Here is an 18,637-nt window from a genome sequence, read left to right as displayed (position 1 = left end):
TACAAATGATGGTTAGTACTATAAGCCAATGCTTGAACAAAATATGTGCCAGATGAAAATCAGGGGGATACTTCCATTATTTTCTTGAGTTCTTCAGGAAAAGAGTTGACTTCGGCACCCAGTATAGATGGAAGCAGAAAATAAGCGATCAGTGTAATAATAATAATCGATAATATATTCATCGCGATTCCAGTCTTTATCATATCCGGTATGCGGAGGTGCCCCGATCCAAACACTATGGCATTAGGAGGGGTGGCTACAGGTAACATAAAGGCACAGGAAGCAGCAATGGTTACAGCGATCATCATGACAAACGGATTTAGGTCCATCGAGAGTGCCATAGGAGCCAGTACGGGCAATAACATGGCCGTAGTGGCCATATTGGAGGTAACTTCGGTAAGGAAGTTTACTGCGGCTACTAAAATAAGCAGCACCAACAAGAACGGCATACCATCCAACAGGGTGAGGTTTCCGCCGAGCCAATTGGCCAGTTCTGTCTGCGTAAACCCTTCCGCCAGAGCCATTCCTCCGCCGAAGAGTAAGATTACTCCCCAAGGTAATTTAACCGCTTCTTTCCAAGTGATTAGACTTTGTTTTTCGTTCTTTGCCGGGATTAGGAAAAGAGATATCCCTGCTGCCATCGCTATGACCGTATCGTCCAATCCAGGAATAATTTTTTGAATGAAAGAACGCAATATCCAAGCCAGTGATGTGATACTGAATACTACGAGTACCGCTTTTTCCTCATAGCTTATTTTTCCCAGTTCGCGTTTCATCCTTAAAACTTCCTCACGTCCCCCCGGAAAGGATATCCCTCTAAAGTCGAAAGCATAGCGGGTGAGGTATTTCCAACAAATGATCAAAAGTATTACAGCTATGGGAAACCCGATTTTGAACCACTCTAAGAAGCCTAATTTAAAATGAAATAACTTTTCCAATATCCCCGCCAAAACAAGGTTGGGAGGGGTGCCAATAAGCGTAGCTATACCGCCGATAGATGAGCTATAAGCTATTCCCAACATCATCGCTTTTCCGAAATTAGTAGAATGTCCGGACTCGTCCTTAGGAAACTGATCTATGATGGCTATTCCGATGGGAAGCATCATTACCGCAGTGGCGGTATTGGATATCCACATAGAGATAAAAGCACTGGCCACCATAAAACCGAGAATAATACGGGTGAGTTCTGTACCTATCAACGCGATAATACTCAGTGCGATACGCCTGTGAAGGTTCCATCGTTCAATAGCAATGGCCAGCATAAAGCCGCCCATGTACAGAAAGATATACTTATGTCCAAAAGAAGCTGTAGTATCTGCTATAGGTAGGGCACCGGTAAGAGGAAACAATACTATGGGCAACAGCGCAGTAACTGCAATAGGCACAGCTTCTGTTACCCACCAAGATGCCATCCACGCGGCTACACACAGCATATGAAATGCCCCTTCCGACATGGTTTCGGGCTTTCCGATTATTTCCAGTAACAGGAATAACAGCGGACCCAGTAATTTAAAAAATATATTTTTGGCAGTCTGATTGTTAAAATTGGATGTTTTCATTTATTTTGGTTTGGCTTTTTCGTTGCAATAATGGTGTTTTTCTTCTACTTTTTTAAACAGAATAAAGCTGTAAAAATACTTTTTTTATTGCACTAAAAAACCAATTGTAATAACAATTCTCCACGGAACTCATCGAGCCCGTTCGGATTTTCAATTTTTGAAAAGCTGGTCTGTAATTTCAAGTTGTTGTTTTTAAAATACTTAGACAATCCTAAGGTATAGGCTTTAGACTCCTGTAAAAGGGAAGCAGAATAAGTGTTAAATTCAGGAAGGAGTTGCGTATACCTCAGGTCTATGCCATATCCCGACAAGGTGGTGTAGCCCAGCTGAGTGTTCCAAGCATCACCTATAATCAGGTAGGAACTGATTTGTTGTGGGAGCAGGGGAACATTGGCTGCTTCGTTCACAAAGAGTTCTTGCAATTCGGTTGCGGAGGTATTTGCGTATTCAGCGAGCAGTGAGAATCCTTGATATTTGAGCAGGATGTCGGCATAAAACTTTCGGTAATCGGGGAGTTGTACTTCTCCATCTGCATCGTAGATGGCAAATTCTCCATGTCCTTCTCCCACAGCATTACTGGCACCGTCGTTATAACTGGCTGCAGCACCGATGACCATTTTCAGCGACTGTTCGTGCAATAGGTCGGCGGTCAGATTGTCGTTGCCGGGGCTAAAATATCCCAAGGGATACACATCCAGCCTTCCGCCGTATTTGAGTCCGCCTTTATCGGTATCTCTTGAATCTGCACCAAAAGAATTCCTTCCGTCTCCCGAAGTGATGGCCACTTGAGGAGAGATCCCTACAGTACCCCATTTAAAACGCCCTTCGACAAACAATCCGAATTCCCTTCCGGTATCGCTAAATACCGTGCTGGCCATACTGCGCTCGGTAAACTGCAATTTGTCTTCGTCGTATGTCATTTCACGACTGTTGGTAAAGGTTCGCTTTTGTCCGAATGTAATGGAGATTTCTGATGTTGGATGATAGGCGACCCAAGCGTCGAGCAGGGGTTTGTTTAAGCTGAAATCAGTTCGGATCAAAAAGCTTACCTTTTCGCGCAATGCTGTTCCCGATAGGTGAAAATACGCCCTCTTGGCTCGGAATTGACTTTCTGCTTTCATGTCGTCTGCCTTAGAGTAAATAAAGCCCGGCTGAATAAATCCACCTATATTGAATTGATAATTTCCCTCGTCGAAATTAAAGTTAAGCCCTTTGCCCAACTCAAAATCGGCAGTGTTCTTGTTGATTTTTACTTCCTGCCCGACCGCAATATGTGCAGCAAAAAGAATAAGGGCATATACAATTGTGTTCTTCATGATATATTGTAGTTGGATCATTGTAGTTTTGTATTACTGTTATATCTGTAAACAGGCAATTCTTCTCCTTCTCCGGTAGGAAGCAGCCCGAAAGAGACAAAGCTGTTCTGTGCTTCGGGCTCGAGGGTTTCTATGGCGAGACCTGTGTTTTTCTGATCGGTATAAACAATATGGCTACCGGCAGGAAAGGTAACTGTTTTGTTTTCCAGCCGCGTTTTTACCTGCTGTTGTTGTACACCTTCGTATTTTTTCAAAACCTTGTAGTAGTCGGTCACGCGATAGGCCTCTACTTCAATGGTAGTCTCTTTTTTCAGTTCGTTCACCTGTAATCCGAGCACTTTGAGTTTTTCTGCCAAGGCTTTTTCTTCGGGTAGAAGTATATAAGCTTTAGGTAGAGATCTTGACAACAGGGCTTTAGAGCGCAGTGCATCCCTCAGTATAACCTCTTTATCTACTTTTGTCGCCTCGTACATATCGATAAAAGGGAGGGTAGTATTTTCCACTTTGCGGAGTGAAGTCACTACAGCATCGCTGTTTTTCCTTTGCTCCAAACTTAGTCTGAGCACTTCTTTTACGGTTTGAGACTCCGATGCTGCCGTTTTTAAATAAGAGAGTGCAGTGAGGAAAATAGTTGTCGTTCGTCGTTTGAACGAGGTTTTCCCGAGTCCTACACCTCGCACTTCCACCAAGGTAGAGATACAATTGCTCAGCGCATAAGAGGTGGCGCTTGATCGAGAGTTTACAGCCCCCTGATTAAAAACGGTATACCCTTGATAATCGGAGGTGGTGTAATACGGGTGACTGCTTAAACTGTGTTCTTCTAGCAATTTTCTGGCATTGTTAACAAAGGAATTTTCGGTATACTTTCTCAGTGTATCCGGTACGTTGAGATTTCCTGAATAGAGGAACATGACATCAAAAGGATTGGTCAAGCCAAATGGGTTCATAGCCATATAATCTCTGCGGTAGGGTCTGAATTCGTGAAAGTCTAGAGCTACTTCGGCACCGAAATTTGAGAAGGTCTGTTTTAGTGCAATACTCTCAGGAACCATCAACTTGGTTTGATCGCGATTGAGATCTCGTCCGTCGGCGGCATATCTCAACAGTTTTTCAGAGCCGTCTATATTCGCCATAGGTATAATGCCTATTTCGAGTTTGTCTAAAAGATAGGCGTAATCGCTGTTCTCCAACAATTCCGAAATCAGATACAGCACTCCTTCGGTACTGGCAGGTTCGTCGCCGTGAATTCCGGCCTGTATCCAAACTTTTACCTTGGGAGAATGGTTCTGTACTGAACGATTGATAAGCAAAAAAGGAATATCGCGTCCTTTCTGACTCTTCCCGATATAAGACAATTGAAGGACATCTGGGTGTTTTTTGACAAGAGCAGACAAAAAATCCATCATTTCAGAATAGGTGGTAAAACCTCTTTTCTTAGCAAAAGCAGGGGTGGGAATATCGACCTCCGGATCTGAAAAATAGGTGGATGTAATCTCCTTGCTCTGCGGATTAAACAGCTGTGCCATACTGGTATGGCCTATGAGCAGCACTATGATAATCGAGATTATTTTTTTCATGATATTAGTTTTTAAAAACCGACAGTAAGTATCAGTCGTCCTACCCATTCATTGCCCGCTATGGGAGTTCCGTTGTTGTCATTAGACCCTTCGGCTGCATCTGTATAGGTAAAGGATGCCTGTATTTTGGCACCGTAGTTTTTCCCTAGGTATTTACTGAGTCCGATAGTGTAATAATTGGGCCGGTTGTAAAAAGTGCCGTTGTTCATAAAAGAGTAGTTATCGGCACGCAGGTGAGTATATCGAGCATCTACAGAAATCAGGTTTTTGAACACATAACCTGCCTGAATGTTATAACCTTCACCCAGCATCATGCGATTTTTTACATAATTGCTTACGTTTTGTTGTCCGTCGATTTCGAAGCTCGACGAGACAGAGCCATCGTTGCGCACTCTTTGTGTGATATCCTTGCTCACTTTGGCCGAACCCTTTACATATTCGCCCAAAACGGAGAAGCCTTTATATTTAAACATAAAATCTATTCCTGCCTTGATATAGTCGGGAAGTTCTTCTTCACCTTCATCGTTAAGGTAGATAATGCTTCCACTGTTTCGTCCGCGACGGCTACTCACTCCGTCGTTATAGCTGTAGTTTACCCCAACTACCAGCTTAGGCGTCGGTTCGCGAGCTATATCAGCTTCCCTAAACTGGCCGAACTTGTTGAAGAGTCCGAATGGAAGAAAGTCAAGTCGTCCTCCGTATTTTAAGCCTCCGTGATCTTTTTTAAACACATTTTGTCCGTCCCCATTAGTAATAGCTAGTGCAGGTTTCAGGTACATTCCGCCCTTGCTTATGCGATAAGTTCCGTTTACAAACAATCCGAATTCCCTAATGGTACTAAACACCGATGTAACCCGACTTCTCTCAGGAAGCTGCAGGGTTTGTGAGTTGATGTTCAGTTCGCGGTTGTCGGTGGGTGTAGATTTCTGTCCAAAGGTCACAGAAATATGATCGTTTACATCATAAGAGATATAAGCGTCCAGCAGTATGTTGTTTTCAGTTTCATCGAGATCTGCTTCCGAGGTACCACTGAGGTCGAAACGAAGGCGATAGCTCCACCTCTCATCGGGTAAACTACCCGAAAGTTGCAGTCTTAGCCTGCGCATTCGGAAGCGATTATAAATGTCCGGATCGTCGTTGCCCGTATACTTTTTGGTTTCCATATAAGGCTGTACAAAACCTTCCAATCTCATTTTATATCCCTTTTCACCCGAAAAGTTAAGCCCTTCACCATACTCGTATTTGTCCAAGTATATCTGGGCCTCTCCCAGAAGAGGAATTGTGAGTATGGAAAGTAGGAGAAGTGTTTTTATCGTTTTCATGAACAGTTTTATTTAACTAAGCTTCAAAGTTACCTTTAACAACTACGGTTTTATCGCTCATCATCTGTTTGCCCATGGCAAAGACATCGGTGAGATTAAACTCGTCGTCAAAGCAACACAGGTCGGCATCACATCCTACTTTGATATGCCCTTTTTGTTTGAGCGCGAGATTTTTAGCAGGATTGGAGGTGACCAGTTTAATGGCTTCCGATATTGGAAGTCCACCTTCTCGTATCAGCGCTGTAGTCTGTTGCAGATTGAGGTCTATTGGGGCTTTGGTAAAGCCGATTAGTTTTCCGTTTTCATCGGTTTTGCCCAATCCTGCATTGCCGTCACTACTAAAGGTGAGCTGGTCTATAGAAACCCCTTGTTCGAGTGCGTAGAGCACCGATTTGTACGGGTCGGTATACTTAGTACCTCCCGTTGTGATATCTATCATTCCACCGAGTTTGGCAAATTTGAGTGATTGCTCAAACAGCGGTTTGGTGCGCCCTACATGGGTAGGGGAGATATTTTCAATAGGGTATTCGTATTTTTCCACCAATTCGAGAAGTACATCGATCTGAGACGTCATTTTTCCGAGATGTATATGGAGAATTCCCTTTTTTCCTGAGATTTGTCCCCCCACATGCACTTCACGAAGATGCCGGAGAAGCTCTATAGCTGTAGGGAAGGAAGAGCGTTCATCACTTATGGCTATCTTACAGCCCAACACCTTGTCTATAAACACCATATCGTCTTGTATAGAACTGGTAATGGTTACGGGATCTATACTGAAATAACTGGTAAACATATAAGCACTCATCCCTTCGTCGGTCAGCGCCTTGGTCTTTGCATATAGTGTTTTAACACTTCTCGCCGTACCGTCGGTACCGAGCAAACCTACCACTGTAGTTGTTCCGCAAGACATAAACTCTCCGAGCATGATTTCTGGGGTCATAGAAGCGTATCCGTGTTTTCCTCCCGCACCGATAATGTGTACGTGTTGGTCAATAAAGCCCGGAGTTACTGTTTTTCCTTCGGCATCCCAGATCGCAAAAGTTTGATGAGGGGCTATATTATCTTCCACAGCCAGTATTTGCTGGTTGCCTATAAGTATATCTTTTTTCCCGAGATGTTCGGGAGCGTATACATTAGCATTTTTTATTAAAGTCAACATAGTATTGTAATTTATATAAACAGATAAATAATCATAACAACCAATCCAGCGGCAAGAGGTATGAGGCTTCGTTTTACAATTTCGAAAGTAGATACCCCCGCCACCTCTGCCACGGCGATAAGAACTCCGGCCACAGGAGAAACTGTTCTACCCATAGAGGCTGAAAACTGCATAGGCAGAATCATAGTCGAGCTTTTCATCCCGAGTTCTGTAGCGATTTTTGGTACCAGGGGACCGAAGGCGAAAAAGGAGGCATTTCCACTCCCCATAAGAACCGATGCCATAAAAATCATTACGGTCATCACTATGGCAATTCCGCTACCGCCCAATCCGAGGTGTTGAGATGTATCTACCAATCCGTCTATAAACCCGAGGCTTATAAGTCCTTGAGAAAAGACATCAGCGGCTATGATAAGGGTAACAACACTTTTAAATATATTTCCCATACCGTTCCAAAACACCGACATAGATTGCAGCACTTCTCTCAGGTTTCTCTTTCTGATCAGTTCGAAAATAATAGCTACAAACAGGCATATAAACATAACAGTAGTCGTATTGAGTTCGACAGGCACTGCAAAAAAGTCGAATAGTTGAGAAAACAGTATGAGTAGTACCAAGGGCATTATCGGAATGATAGCATAGTACAGAGGAGCCTGTAAGCTCGACTTTTCAATTTTAGGTATCGGCTTTTCTTCCTTATCCATTTTTTTATCGTAGTGCTTGTTTACAAAATAATAAGCTACCATCATGGTAATACTCAGTGGAATAGCCAATGGAATTTGATCTTTTATAAAGTAGAGCACGGTGTCTTTTTGGATGATGTCTGTAGCACTTGCCGTTATGGCCGATGCTGGTCCCATACCCATAGCGGTACAAGAGGTGATGACCGATACGGCCGACAGTCTGCTCACTCCGAGGTTGATGAGTATAGGAAACACGGAAGCCATTAGCAATAATCCCAATCCGGCAGCCGACGGAATACAGACAAAGAGCAATTGACCTATGGGGATAACCAGTGCCGCCAGTAGATAAGGACGCTTTTTAAACAATTGCAGCGGCTTTAGCGCCAGATAAACCAGAGCTTCAGAAGCTCCTATTTTATCGATATAAGCCACAAAGCCTCCAATAGCCATAATCATAAGACCTACACCCGCATTGGTTTCAGAAAAAGAGGTATTGATGTATCGAAATAGATCGAACAAAAAGGGACCATCAGTAGTTTTGACTACTGGATCGTGGCCTGGCAACCACAAGGAGGCGGCTAGCATAAGCAATCCGGCGATGAGCAATACCGCATGAGGATAGTACTTTTTGAGCAGTAAGCGGGCTACGATTACTATAAAAATGATGGCTGTTATGGGTCCTAGATAAGACATATATCTACTTTTTTGTGAGATTAAAAAGGACTGCCGTCAGCCTTGGTTCCAGGTGTAAACTTGAAACCGTTGTCTATATCTTTATACCTTGTAAACTCTCCTGTTACATCCGGATACCTCGTCAGGGCTTCATTGGGATTGTTGGAGTAGGGTTCTACATCGAAAGTGATAATCACTTTGCCGTCGGCATCGGTTATCGTTAGTATATCAGCGTCATTATTCAGGTTGAGATCGCCAAAAGTAGAGGTCTGTACAATAGCTCCACCGAAATCTCCTGTTGGGGTTCCTCCTCCAAAGATGACCAATACACCATGTGCCGGAATTACCGTACCCTCGGGTATAAGGTGATTAGGAATATCTGCAGCCAAATTTTCGGTGTCGTATACCTTAAATCCACTTACATCTAGAGCTTCATCCGAATCGTTGTACAACTCTATAAACTCATCTTCGTTCTGTGCATACACACCATCTCCGTTGGCGTCGCCATCCAATCCGCTGTTGGAAGGGTCGTAAAGAATCTCGTTTAGTACTAGCGGAATGGACTTGTCGTCGTCTTCTATGGTAAGTATTAGGGGAGAGCTTGTATTGAGCTCGGCATTCTGGACGTCAGAAGCGGTGATTTCTATTGTTTCGTTACCTTCTTCATCGGCATCTTGTATCGCGGTGATAGTAGTGGTAATAGAGGTTTCTCCGGCGGGAATTACCAAGCTTGTATTTTCTACAGTATAATCCTCGTCCAAGGTAGCCGATCCGGAAAAATTTAGATTGATAGTCACATCCTTATCGGTTGCCATGTTCAGACTGGCTGTAATGACAGAAGCACCTTCATCTTCAGAAAATGTAGAGGGAGCTGCAGTCAGAGTTACTATTGTCTCGGCATGAGCGTCAGAGATTACCCCGAGGCGATTGCCTTCTCCCAGTTGGTTGTAGATAGCATCTGGTACGACAATATCGGCAGTGTCTGTATCACTATCAGGTCCAGGGTTACCACTCAAGTCGAGCATTTCGTCTATATTGGGGTTGTTGGAGAGGTCGATGTTTACTAAGTTGTGATCAGGCAGGAATAAATGACGCAGTTGCGTATTGGCACTTAAGTCTAATTCGGAGAGCAGTTCCGATTCTTCTGCATTTCCACTACCGTGATATCTCAGTGTGGTGAGCTCCGGGTTTCCAGAAAGATCGAGCTGACCGATAAGGTTGAAGTTAATTTCCAACTGTTCTAGAGCACTCAGGGAGGTCAGATCTATTTCTCTCACGCTGTTGGAAGTGAGTGCCAATCGCTGCAAACCGATAAAATATTCCAGTCCACTGAGATCGGTAATCTTTACATCCGCTGTTGCCAATCCCGCTTTTTGTAGGGTTTCGATATTGCTGGCTGTTTTGCTGAGCAGGAGCTCGCTTACCGAAATCACTTCCGTCGGATTGAGATAGTAATTAATTTCATTCCCATCCTGCTGTTCGTATACTCCCGGCGTTTGGTTGTAAAGCAAATACTCGCCGAAAGCGGCATCGGGAATCAGCACCGGATCGGTGGGGACAATTATACTCCCTTCTTCAACATCGTCTGTTTTACACGACACAACACCCAATAGGAGTGCTGTGACACTTAAAATATACAAAAAAGAAATTGTTGTTTTCATCTGTAGACTTTGGTTATATTGCAACTGTATTTTCTTTCGTTTTTCTCCTACCGTAAATCCGGTTCAAAGAGATTATTCACACTATGGGCTAGGCGTAAAAAAAGGAAATTGCGAAATATGTTATTTGTGTGAAAAAATTCTATCTAAAAATGTCAATAATAAAAATAAACAGTCTTTTCGCAATCAAAATTACATCCCAAATTGACTAAAGTTTTTACTATCTTTAGCATACCAGTTGCAATTAATTATGAACACCAGTTTTGATATCGTCACCAGAAAGGTACTTAGAGAGTTCGATTTAAAGACCTATCGTCCTGATCTCAGTCTGTATCTCCGCATCAGCGAATATCTCAAAAACAAGATATTGAGTAATGAGCTTTCTGAGGGCACTGCTCTTCCTTCTACAAGAGGGCTTGCTACCCATTTGAAAGTGTCTAGGAGTACAGCGATTAAGGCATACGACCTCTTACTTCTGGAAGGCCTTATAGAAGTTCGTCAGGGGGCGAGGTACAGAGTGAGAAGCGCAGCCAAGAATTCTCTATTTGATTACAAGTTGCCCGAAGATATAACATATCCCGAAATTTCAGAAAAAGGCAGGGCCTTTAGGGAAAATGTACACCTGATCAACACCACTTCTGAAGAGGCTATAGCATTTAGACCAGGTCTTCCACCTCTAGACATTTTTCCTGTAAACCAATGGAAGAAGCTTTCTAATTACTACTGGCAAACTATAAGGGCTTCTTCACTGTCTTATTCCAATTCTTCCGGAGTAGAGGTACTCAAACGAAATCTTGCCGGGTACCTGAATATGATACGGGGAGTTCGATGTCATCACGAACAGATTATCATTGTTTCGGGCTCCTTACAATCACTGTATCTCATCGGGAATGCACTGGTAAATCGTGCTGATTGTATGGTGATGGAAAATCCGACTTTCCCCAATGTACACTCCATCTTTCGCAGTCTGGAAGCCAATATTATTCCAGCTTCGGTAGACGAAGAGGGAATGCAGCTTCCCCAGGTTGCTGTTTCTCCGAAACTGGTTCATATTACCCCTTCAGGACATTATCCTACCGGAGTAAAAATGAGTTTACAACGCAAAAAAGAACTCTTACAATGGGCTTCAAAACACGGAAGTATCATCATAGAAAACGACTACGAACACGAAGTGAGCAACTGGGGTCTAAAAGAACCTTCTGTATTTAGTTTAGATCAGGAGCAGCGAACGGTTTACTTGGGAACCTTCAACCGCCTTTTGCACCCGTCTATCCGACTAGGCTATATGGTGGTGCCTTATTACTTAATGGATACGATTAAGGCATTACAGAAACATTCACATCGCTTTGTTTCTCCATCCAATCAGGTGGTGATGAATCAGTTTATCGAAAAGAATTATCTGTATCACCACATCAAAAATGTCGTAGAAATAGCCGACGAACGCAGACAACTTTTTTCAGAAATAGTAAAGAACGAATTTCATCCCTCTTTTCAGTTGCGAGAGGGCGGTGCACAGAGCTTACACTTATTGGTAGATTTCCACTTGCCCATATCCGATCATGAAGTTATAAAAAGACTCAAGGAAAAACACCTCACGGCACATGCCTATAGCAAGTGTTTTGTAGATAGACCTCAAAACGGACTCATCCTGGGGTATGCGGCTGTGAGAAAACAATTGATTTCTAAAAAGCTAAAGGAAATAGCAGTGGTGTACAATAAGATAGTGAAGCAGTACACCGATTGATAAGGAACACTACTGGTATGCAGAGATGAGCAGTACAGGTATGCTTTTGGGCGGTACCTGTACCGTAAATTTACACGTTTAATTTCATAAGCTATGAAAAACATTTTAGTTGCTCTACTGACCGCTGTAGTGTTGTGGGGATGTGACAATAACGATGCAGCACCATTAGACGATAACGAGCTCCTTTCCGGGGCGGGAAGTTTTAGCTATACCGGATACGCTCCATTGAGCGATGCTCCTGTACGTGTGTATTACTATATTCCGGAAGGAGATGTTGCAAATATGCCTGTACTTTTTGTCATGCACGGTTCGTCGAGAAATGGGGATGAGTACAGAGATGCTTGGACGGCTACGGCCAAGTCTGAAAAAGTTATCATCGTGGCTCCCGAATTTTCGGAGGAATTTTACCCGGGAGGGAGTGGATACAATATGGGAAATATGTTTTCCAACGGTAATAATCCATCACCAAGCGGCCTGAATGCCAGCTCTAAGTGGGCTTTTTCGATTATAGAACCCCTATTTGACGAGATTAAATTGCGAACTGGTAGCCATGCAGAAACCTACGATATGTTTGCCCATTCTGCCGGAGCTCAGTTCGGACACCGATTTATCATGTCTGTACCCGAAGCGAGAGTGAGAAAACTTATTGCATCTTCTGCTGGTTGGTATTCAGTACCGGACGAAAGTATTGCATTCCCTTATGGTATTGGCGGAAGTCCAATAACACGAGTGGCTCCGGAAGATTATTTTTCCAAAGAAATGATTATTCAGATAGGAGAGAACGATGTGGATCCCGACAGTGCGGGATTGAGACACAATGATATTGTAGACGAACAAGGACTCAATCGCTACGAAAGAGGACAGTACTTTTTCCATACTTCTGAGCAGATAGCTGCTGATAAAGGGAGTCCCTTTGCGTGGACTTTGGATGTTGTTCCCGGCGCTGCACACGATTTTCGTCCTGCAATCCCCTCAGCGGTTCGTATTTTGTACGGAGACCAATAAGCACTACAAAAAAGCTATAGCACAGCATTTTACCTTATGGTTTTAAAAGACCATTTCGATTTGGTGCTGCGCTTTTTTTATTTCTGATAGCCTGTAAACTTCGGCTTTCCTGCTTTCTTTCGTATTTTTACCCATTGAAATACTTGCGGAATGGAAAACAAACAGTATATACTGGATCGCTGCAACGCTATATGTAGCGGTACGCTTATGGAGACGCTCAACATCACTTATACCGATGTGGGAGAAGACTATTTAGAGGCCAGTATGCCGGTAAACAGCAGGGTACATCAACCCGACGGCGTACTGCACGGCGGAGCTATGGTGGCTCTGGCAGAGAGTGTAGGCAGTGCGGCCTGTTTTGTGTTTCTCGACACCAGCAATTTTTTAATCAGAGGAATCGAAATTTCGGCCAATCATGTAAAGAGTGTCGCATCGGGTAAAGTATATGCCCGTGCCACTGTATTACACAAAGGGAAAACTACACAGTTGTGGCAAATAATGCTCAGAGATGATGATGACAATCTCGTTTCGGTATGCAAACTTACCACTATAGCCCTAGCGAGGATGAGTTAATGTGATAGTGTAAATTATGAGGGTATCTGAAAATGATTTTTTTTACAAACTCCGGCTGCAATACGAGAAACAACTGCCGTTTGTAGCGTATAGAAAACCACCGCTGTCTAAACAAAGAGAAGGGGAGTTGTACGCTGTACTTCAGAAAGACGACAACCTGCATATAGTGGAGGATTATTCCGAACACGGATTTGTCTTTTCACCTTTCAACCAATCAGGTGATACTGTATTGATTCCTGTATCTGACAGTGCGACAAGCTCGGAGGTTTTGCACAGCTCGTATACTGCGATAAGGGAGGGTGTGGAAGATAATAAATCTCTGGAGAAGCTCGAGGGGAATTCTACAGCCAAAGAACAACACATAAAATTGGTAGAAGAAGGTATTGCCGCCATAAAAATTGGCAAACTGGAAAAGGTAGTACTATCTAGAAAAAAGCAAATACCAGTAAATCAAAAGGATGCAATAAGTGTGTTTAAGCGTTTGTTGAATATGTATCGAGATGCTTTTTGCTATATCTGGTACCACCCCAAGGTGGGATTGTGGTTTGGAGCTACCCCCGAGGTTTTGCTTCATATCAGAGACAACCACCTATATACTATGGCTCTTGCAGGCACCCAGAAATTTGTAGAAGGACAGGAGGCTGTATGGGGAAGCAAGGAAATATGGGAACAACAGCTGGTTACCGATGCCATAGTAGAAAGTTTAAAGTATAAAGTAAACCGTTTAAAGATAAGTCCGGCTAGTACTCAGAAAGCTGGAAATTTACTGCATATCAAAACGGATATAGAAGCCGAACTGGGCAGTGATTTTAAAAGCGAACAGCTGGAGTCCTTGCTTCACGGAATTCACCCTACTCCAGCTATATGCGGATTTCCAAGAGAAAAAGCCCTGCAGTTTATCTGTGAGCACGAAGGGTATAGGCGAACTTATTACTCCGGATTTCTCGGTGAGCTGAATATGAGTAGTCTTGTTTCTGAAGGTTTGAAAATCGACGAGAATTCAGCGCTTTATGTCAACTTGAGGTGTATGCAGTTTACTAAAGACGAAGCAGTCTTGTATGTAGGTGGGGGCATTACAGCCGAATCTGATGCAGAGGCTGAATGGCAGGAAACCGTAAACAAGCTGGAGACGATGAGAAAGGTATTGCTATAAGTTGGTCTGTCAGCTTATAGACTGCCATATTTAAACAGATTGCTTGCTACTTCACCACATGAGCTTTACTTTTGTGGTAGTTTAAGAAACACTAAAAATGATATACCCAAAAATACCTCTCGCTCAATATATTTTACAATGGTGTAAAAAAAGTCAGATTCGAGATATTGTCATATCGCCAGGTTCCAGAAATGCGCCTTTGACCATAGGTTTTACACACGACGATTTTTTTAGTTGTTACAGTATAGTAGACGAGAGGTGTGCTGCTTTTTTTGCACTGGGTATGGCCCGTGAGTCTGGATGCCCGACGGCTTTGGTGTGTACCTCCGGATCGGCTTTACTCAACTATTATCCCGCGGTTTGCGAGGCTTATTACAGCGATATTCCTCTTGTGGTTATCTCTGCCGATCGTCCGACTTCAAAAATCGATATCGGCGACGGGCAAACCATAAGACAGGAGAATGTATATGCCAATCACATATTGTATTCGGCCAATCTTCGCGAGGATGAAGACCGTTATAATGCCGGTGAGATACAACGGGCGCTGCACATTGCTGAAAAGGAGAGAGGACCTGTACACATCAATGTTCCCTTTGAAGAACCCCTGTACGAGATGGTAGAAACTCCTGAAGTAGAAGTTTTGGCAGAAGAGCTTTATTTTACATCGGACAAAACAGAGGATGAAAAAGAGACAGATATTTTTATCGAACGATGGAATAATGCCAATAGGAAGCTGATACTGGTAGGAGTCAATGCCCCCAAAAGCATATCGCAATACCAGCTCGACCAACTGGCGGACGACCCTTCTGTACTAGTGTTTACCGAGACGACCTCCAACCTTCACCACCCTGATTTTTTTCCGGGAATAGACAAGATTATCGCTCCTGTAGAACAGATAGAGGAGGAGTTGGAAAAACTTCGTCCTGATCTCTTACTCACTTTTGGCGGATTGATCGTATCTAAAAAAATCAAGGCCTTTCTCCGAAAGTACAGTCCGAAATGGCATTATCACATAGATTCTAAAAAAGCCTACGACACCTATTTTTGTCTCACCCATCATTTCAAGGAAGATCCGGATACTTTTTTTGACAGAATAATGCCGGTTTTGACAAGAGGAGAAGGAGACTATGCAAGCTATTGGAGAAGGGAGAGGGACAGCAGAGAGCTGTACCACAATAAATATGTGAATCAACAGCCATTTTCCGATATGAAGGTGTACGAAAGTGTTTTTGCCAGCATGCCAGAACCGAGGGTTTTGCACCTGAGCAATAGCGCTACCATCAGGTATTCCCAATTGTTTAAAATGAAACCAGGCTGGCAGATATACTGCAATCGCGGAACCAGTGGCATCGATGGCAGTACGTCTACCGCAATAGGGGCTTCGGTAAAGACATCGATCCCCACTACCTTGATAACCGGAGATCTAAGCTTTTTTTACGACAGCAACGCGCTGTGGAATCGATATATAAAAGAAGATTTCCGAATTGTACTGGTAAACAATGGCGGCGGCGGTATATTTCGCATATTGCCTGGACATAAGAATACGCCCAATTTTGACACCTATTTCGAAACTGTTCATCAACTCACTGCCGAACACCTGTGTAAGATGTACGGCATAGGATATACTGCGGTTTCGAACGAAGACGAATTGAAGTTGGCACTCAACGAATTTTACGAACCCACTGGACAGCCGAAATTGCTGGAAGTCTTTACACCTCGAACCGTAAACGATGTGGTTCTGACCGATTATTTTAAGAACTTGAAGTAGTCTCTCTTATTTTTCGGGCGACAGTCTTTTCAAATCCTTGCCGCTGGGAGCTTCGTATACTTCGAGATCGAAATACTTTACTGCCGCGAGAAGATGCTCAAAAATATCGGCCATGATATGCTCGTAATTGGCCCAACGCCTGTCGCTTGAAAACATATAGATTTCCAGGGGAATCCCTTGGGGAGTGGGAGCGAGGTGGCGAACCATAATGGACATATCTTTATTGACGGCCGGGTGATTTTTTATATAAGAGTCAGCATACTTTCTAAAAACCCCCAAGTTAGTTTGGTTTCTTCCATTGATCAGCAAACTTTTATCGGCCTGATTGTCGGTGTTGTACTTACTAATATCTTTTTGTCTGTGATCGAGGTAGGCAGCTACAAGCTGAATTCTTTTCAAGTTTTCCACATTTTGTTCAGACAGATATTTTATGCTGTTTACGGCAATATAGATTGATCTTTTAATCCTTCGTCCTCCGCTTTCCTGCATCCCTCTCCAGTTTTTAAAAGAATCTGAAATGAGGGCATAAGTAGGGATGGTGGTGATGGTTTTGTCAAAATTACTCACCTTTACCGTAGCGAGATTGATCTCCATCACATCTCCATCTGCACCGTATTTTTCCACGGTAATCCAGTCACCTATACGCACCATATCGTTGGCAGCTACCTGTATACTTGCTACAAACCCCAAGATAGAATCTTTAAAGATGAGTAGAATAACGGCAGAAGCAGCTCCCAGAGCGGTAATAAAGGCCATAGGGTCTTTGTCGGTGAGCATGGTAAAAATATAAATACCGGCTATAATCCAAGTAAAGATCATAAACACCTGTAAAAAACTGTCCAAAGGTTTGTCTTTGTACGCTTCTTTGGTAAGCAGGTAGTTTTTCATGGAGCGAAGTAGACTCCTAATCAGCCATACAGTAAGAACGGCGATATAGAGGTCGGTGAGTTTCAAGAAGAAAACCTTCCATCCTTGGAAATCAGTGAATATAATAGGAATGAGTTTAATGATAAGGATAAGAGGAATGATATGTGCAATGTATTTTGGAAAATTACTCTGCACCAGAAAATCGTCGAAAGTTGTCTTAGTCTTTACCGAAAAGACATCAAACGACTTGATTATAATTAATTTGAGTAATCGATCGATTAGAAATATTACAAAACACAGTACCAGTATATTCACCCATAAATTTAAGTGTTTTGCGAGTCCTTCTGAAACTCCTTGTTCAATGGCAAAATTATAAAATTTACGACTCCATTCAAATACCGATTCCAGTTGCAATTGCATAAAAACTAATTTTGATGGGATTGTGAAGTGCAAATGTAAGTTGGAAAACTGAAAAGAAAAACTTTTTAAGAATAACTAAAAAGGTTGTACTCGATAATACACATAAAAAAACCCGGAAAAATCCGGGTAGTATTGTAAATATTTGAGATGTATTTACGATCCGAGAAGCGCAAAGAACTTGTCGAGATTTGGGATAATCACGATACGAGTACGCCTATTTTTGGCTCTGTCTTCCGGTGTGTCATTAGACGCTATAGGCATAGTACTTCCGCGACCGGCGGCGATAAGCTGTTTAGGATCTACCTTGTACTTGTCTTGCAACAATCGGATAATAGCGGTAGATCGCTGCACACTCAACTCCCAGTTGTCTTTGATATAAGCGCCTTCCTTTACCTTTTGCGAATCGGTATGACCTTCTACCATAACTTCCATACTGGGTTCTGAATTAATCACATCAGCAAGTTTTTGCAACAATCCGTAAGCTTTGCTGTTTACTTGGTAGCTACCACTTCTAAACAATAGCTTGTCGGAAACGGAGATCATCACCACGGTTTGGTCTACATTGATATCGATATCTTCACTGTTTGAATTATCTGTAATAGACTTCTTCAAATTGTATGAAATAGCGATATTGATCGAATCTTCAAGAGTACGAGCCTTGGCCAGTTCAGCGGGATCTACCTTTGAAAGCGTTTCCAGCATTTTTTTCTTAGTATTGTTTGACATCACTGCCAAATCGCCTACCTGTACTAGCTTTTCATCGTTTTCGGCCGTGAGAGAGCTGATTTTGGCATTGTAGTCGGCCACTCTCGACTCTATTTTGGAAAACTTATCTTCCAGTGCTTCCTTTTCTACTGTTGTTTTTTGTAAAACACTCCTAGTGTTATTGAGGTCATTTTCAAGCGCCACATATTTCTTTTTTGAAACACAAGAAGTGGATGCTACCGCGACCAATACGGATAGAGCTATTGCTTTATTGATCATAATTGATATAAGTTAGAATTACAAGTTTAGTCCCTTTAATAACGATTTATACACGGGTATCTTGTATACTCCGAGCTGTAAAAATGCTATTTTAACATTTCTTTAACGTATAAGGCTTTCCGCAATATACAACAATCTTTGCGATGTTCTATGCCCTTTAGTAAAAGTTGGAGAAAA

At 42.8% G+C, this 18,637-nt stretch carries 14 protein-coding genes; 5 read left to right on the top strand and 9 right to left on the bottom strand.

Annotation, left to right across the window (positions count from 1 at the left end):
- Positions 1–59 precede the first annotated feature (59 nt).
- From ACYZZR_RS04565 to ACYZZR_RS04535, 7 genes are all read right to left on the bottom strand, one after another.
- Positions 60–1,559: an SLC13 family permease gene (locus ACYZZR_RS04565; protein ID WP_461532819.1), complete on the bottom strand. Its 1,500-nt coding sequence runs from the start codon at positions 1,557–1,559 to the stop codon at positions 60–62.
- A 92-nt stretch (positions 1,560–1,651) separates the two neighbouring features.
- The gene (locus ACYZZR_RS04560) at positions 1,652–2,875 is read right to left on the bottom strand and encodes a porin (protein ID WP_461532818.1); all 1,224 of its coding nucleotides are present in this window, start codon (positions 2,873–2,875) and stop codon (positions 1,652–1,654) included.
- 17 nt (positions 2,876–2,892) lie between these two features.
- Positions 2,893–4,452, bottom strand: coding sequence for a M14 family metallopeptidase (locus ACYZZR_RS04555; protein ID WP_461532817.1), 1,560 nt, complete (start codon positions 4,450–4,452; stop codon positions 2,893–2,895).
- 11 nt (positions 4,453–4,463) lie between these two features.
- Positions 4,464–5,774 (bottom strand): porin, encoded by a 1,311-nt coding sequence (locus tag ACYZZR_RS04550; RefSeq protein WP_461532816.1) that lies wholly within the window; start codon positions 5,772–5,774, stop codon positions 4,464–4,466.
- Positions 5,775–5,790: 16 nt separating this feature from the next.
- Positions 5,791–6,933, bottom strand: a complete 1,143-nt coding sequence (gene iadA, locus ACYZZR_RS04545) for a beta-aspartyl-peptidase (protein WP_461532815.1) — start codon at positions 6,931–6,933, stop codon at positions 5,791–5,793.
- Positions 6,934–6,944: 11 nt separating this feature from the next.
- On the bottom strand, positions 6,945–8,309 hold the full coding sequence (gene dcuC / locus ACYZZR_RS04540; RefSeq protein WP_461532814.1) for a C4-dicarboxylate transporter DcuC: 1,365 nt from the start codon (positions 8,307–8,309) through the stop codon (positions 6,945–6,947).
- 20 nt (positions 8,310–8,329) lie between these two features.
- The gene (locus ACYZZR_RS04535) at positions 8,330–9,949 is read right to left on the bottom strand and encodes a lamin tail domain-containing protein (protein WP_461532813.1); all 1,620 of its coding nucleotides are present in this window, start codon (positions 9,947–9,949) and stop codon (positions 8,330–8,332) included.
- Positions 9,950–10,196: 247 nt separating this feature from the next.
- On the opposite strand from ACYZZR_RS04535, the gene pdxR reads away from it, so the two are divergent.
- From pdxR to menD, 5 genes are all read left to right on the top strand, one after another.
- Positions 10,197–11,690: a MocR-like pyridoxine biosynthesis transcription factor PdxR gene (pdxR, locus tag ACYZZR_RS04530; protein ID WP_461532812.1), complete on the top strand. Its 1,494-nt coding sequence runs from the start codon at positions 10,197–10,199 to the stop codon at positions 11,688–11,690.
- A 93-nt stretch (positions 11,691–11,783) separates the two neighbouring features.
- Complete coding sequence (locus ACYZZR_RS04525) at positions 11,784–12,695, top strand: hypothetical protein (protein WP_461532811.1); 912 nt, start codon at positions 11,784–11,786, stop codon at positions 12,693–12,695.
- 150 nt (positions 12,696–12,845) lie between these two features.
- On the top strand, positions 12,846–13,268 hold the full coding sequence (locus ACYZZR_RS04520; RefSeq protein ID WP_461532810.1) for a PaaI family thioesterase: 423 nt from the start codon (positions 12,846–12,848) through the stop codon (positions 13,266–13,268).
- Positions 13,269–13,284: 16 nt separating this feature from the next.
- Positions 13,285–14,421 carry an isochorismate synthase gene (locus tag ACYZZR_RS04515; protein ID WP_461532809.1) on the top strand — a complete coding sequence of 379 codons (1,137 nt, stop codon included), beginning with the start codon at positions 13,285–13,287 and terminating at the stop codon, positions 14,419–14,421.
- Positions 14,422–14,518: 97 nt separating this feature from the next.
- Entirely contained in the window at positions 14,519–16,189 is a 1,671-nt protein-coding gene (gene menD, locus ACYZZR_RS04510) for a 2-succinyl-5-enolpyruvyl-6-hydroxy-3-cyclohexene-1-carboxylic-acid synthase (protein WP_461532808.1), read from the top strand.
- A 6-nt stretch (positions 16,190–16,195) separates the two neighbouring features.
- Here menD and ACYZZR_RS04505 read toward each other — a convergent pair whose 3' ends face one another.
- On the bottom strand, positions 16,196–17,476 hold the full coding sequence (locus ACYZZR_RS04505; protein ID WP_461532807.1) for a mechanosensitive ion channel family protein: 1,281 nt from the start codon (positions 17,474–17,476) through the stop codon (positions 16,196–16,198).
- 153 nt (positions 17,477–17,629) lie between these two features.
- Entirely contained in the window at positions 17,630–18,457 is an 828-nt protein-coding gene (locus ACYZZR_RS04500; RefSeq protein ID WP_461532881.1) for an OmpA/MotB family protein, read from the bottom strand.
- Positions 18,458–18,637 lie beyond the last annotated feature (180 nt).

This window comes from Sinomicrobium sp., assembly GCA_029266035.1.
In the GTDB taxonomy this organism is placed as follows: domain Bacteria; phylum Bacteroidota; class Bacteroidia; order Flavobacteriales; family Flavobacteriaceae; genus Sinomicrobium.
Note: the sequence above shows the minus strand (reverse complement) of the source record. Positions and strands in the feature narration are given on the sequence as shown.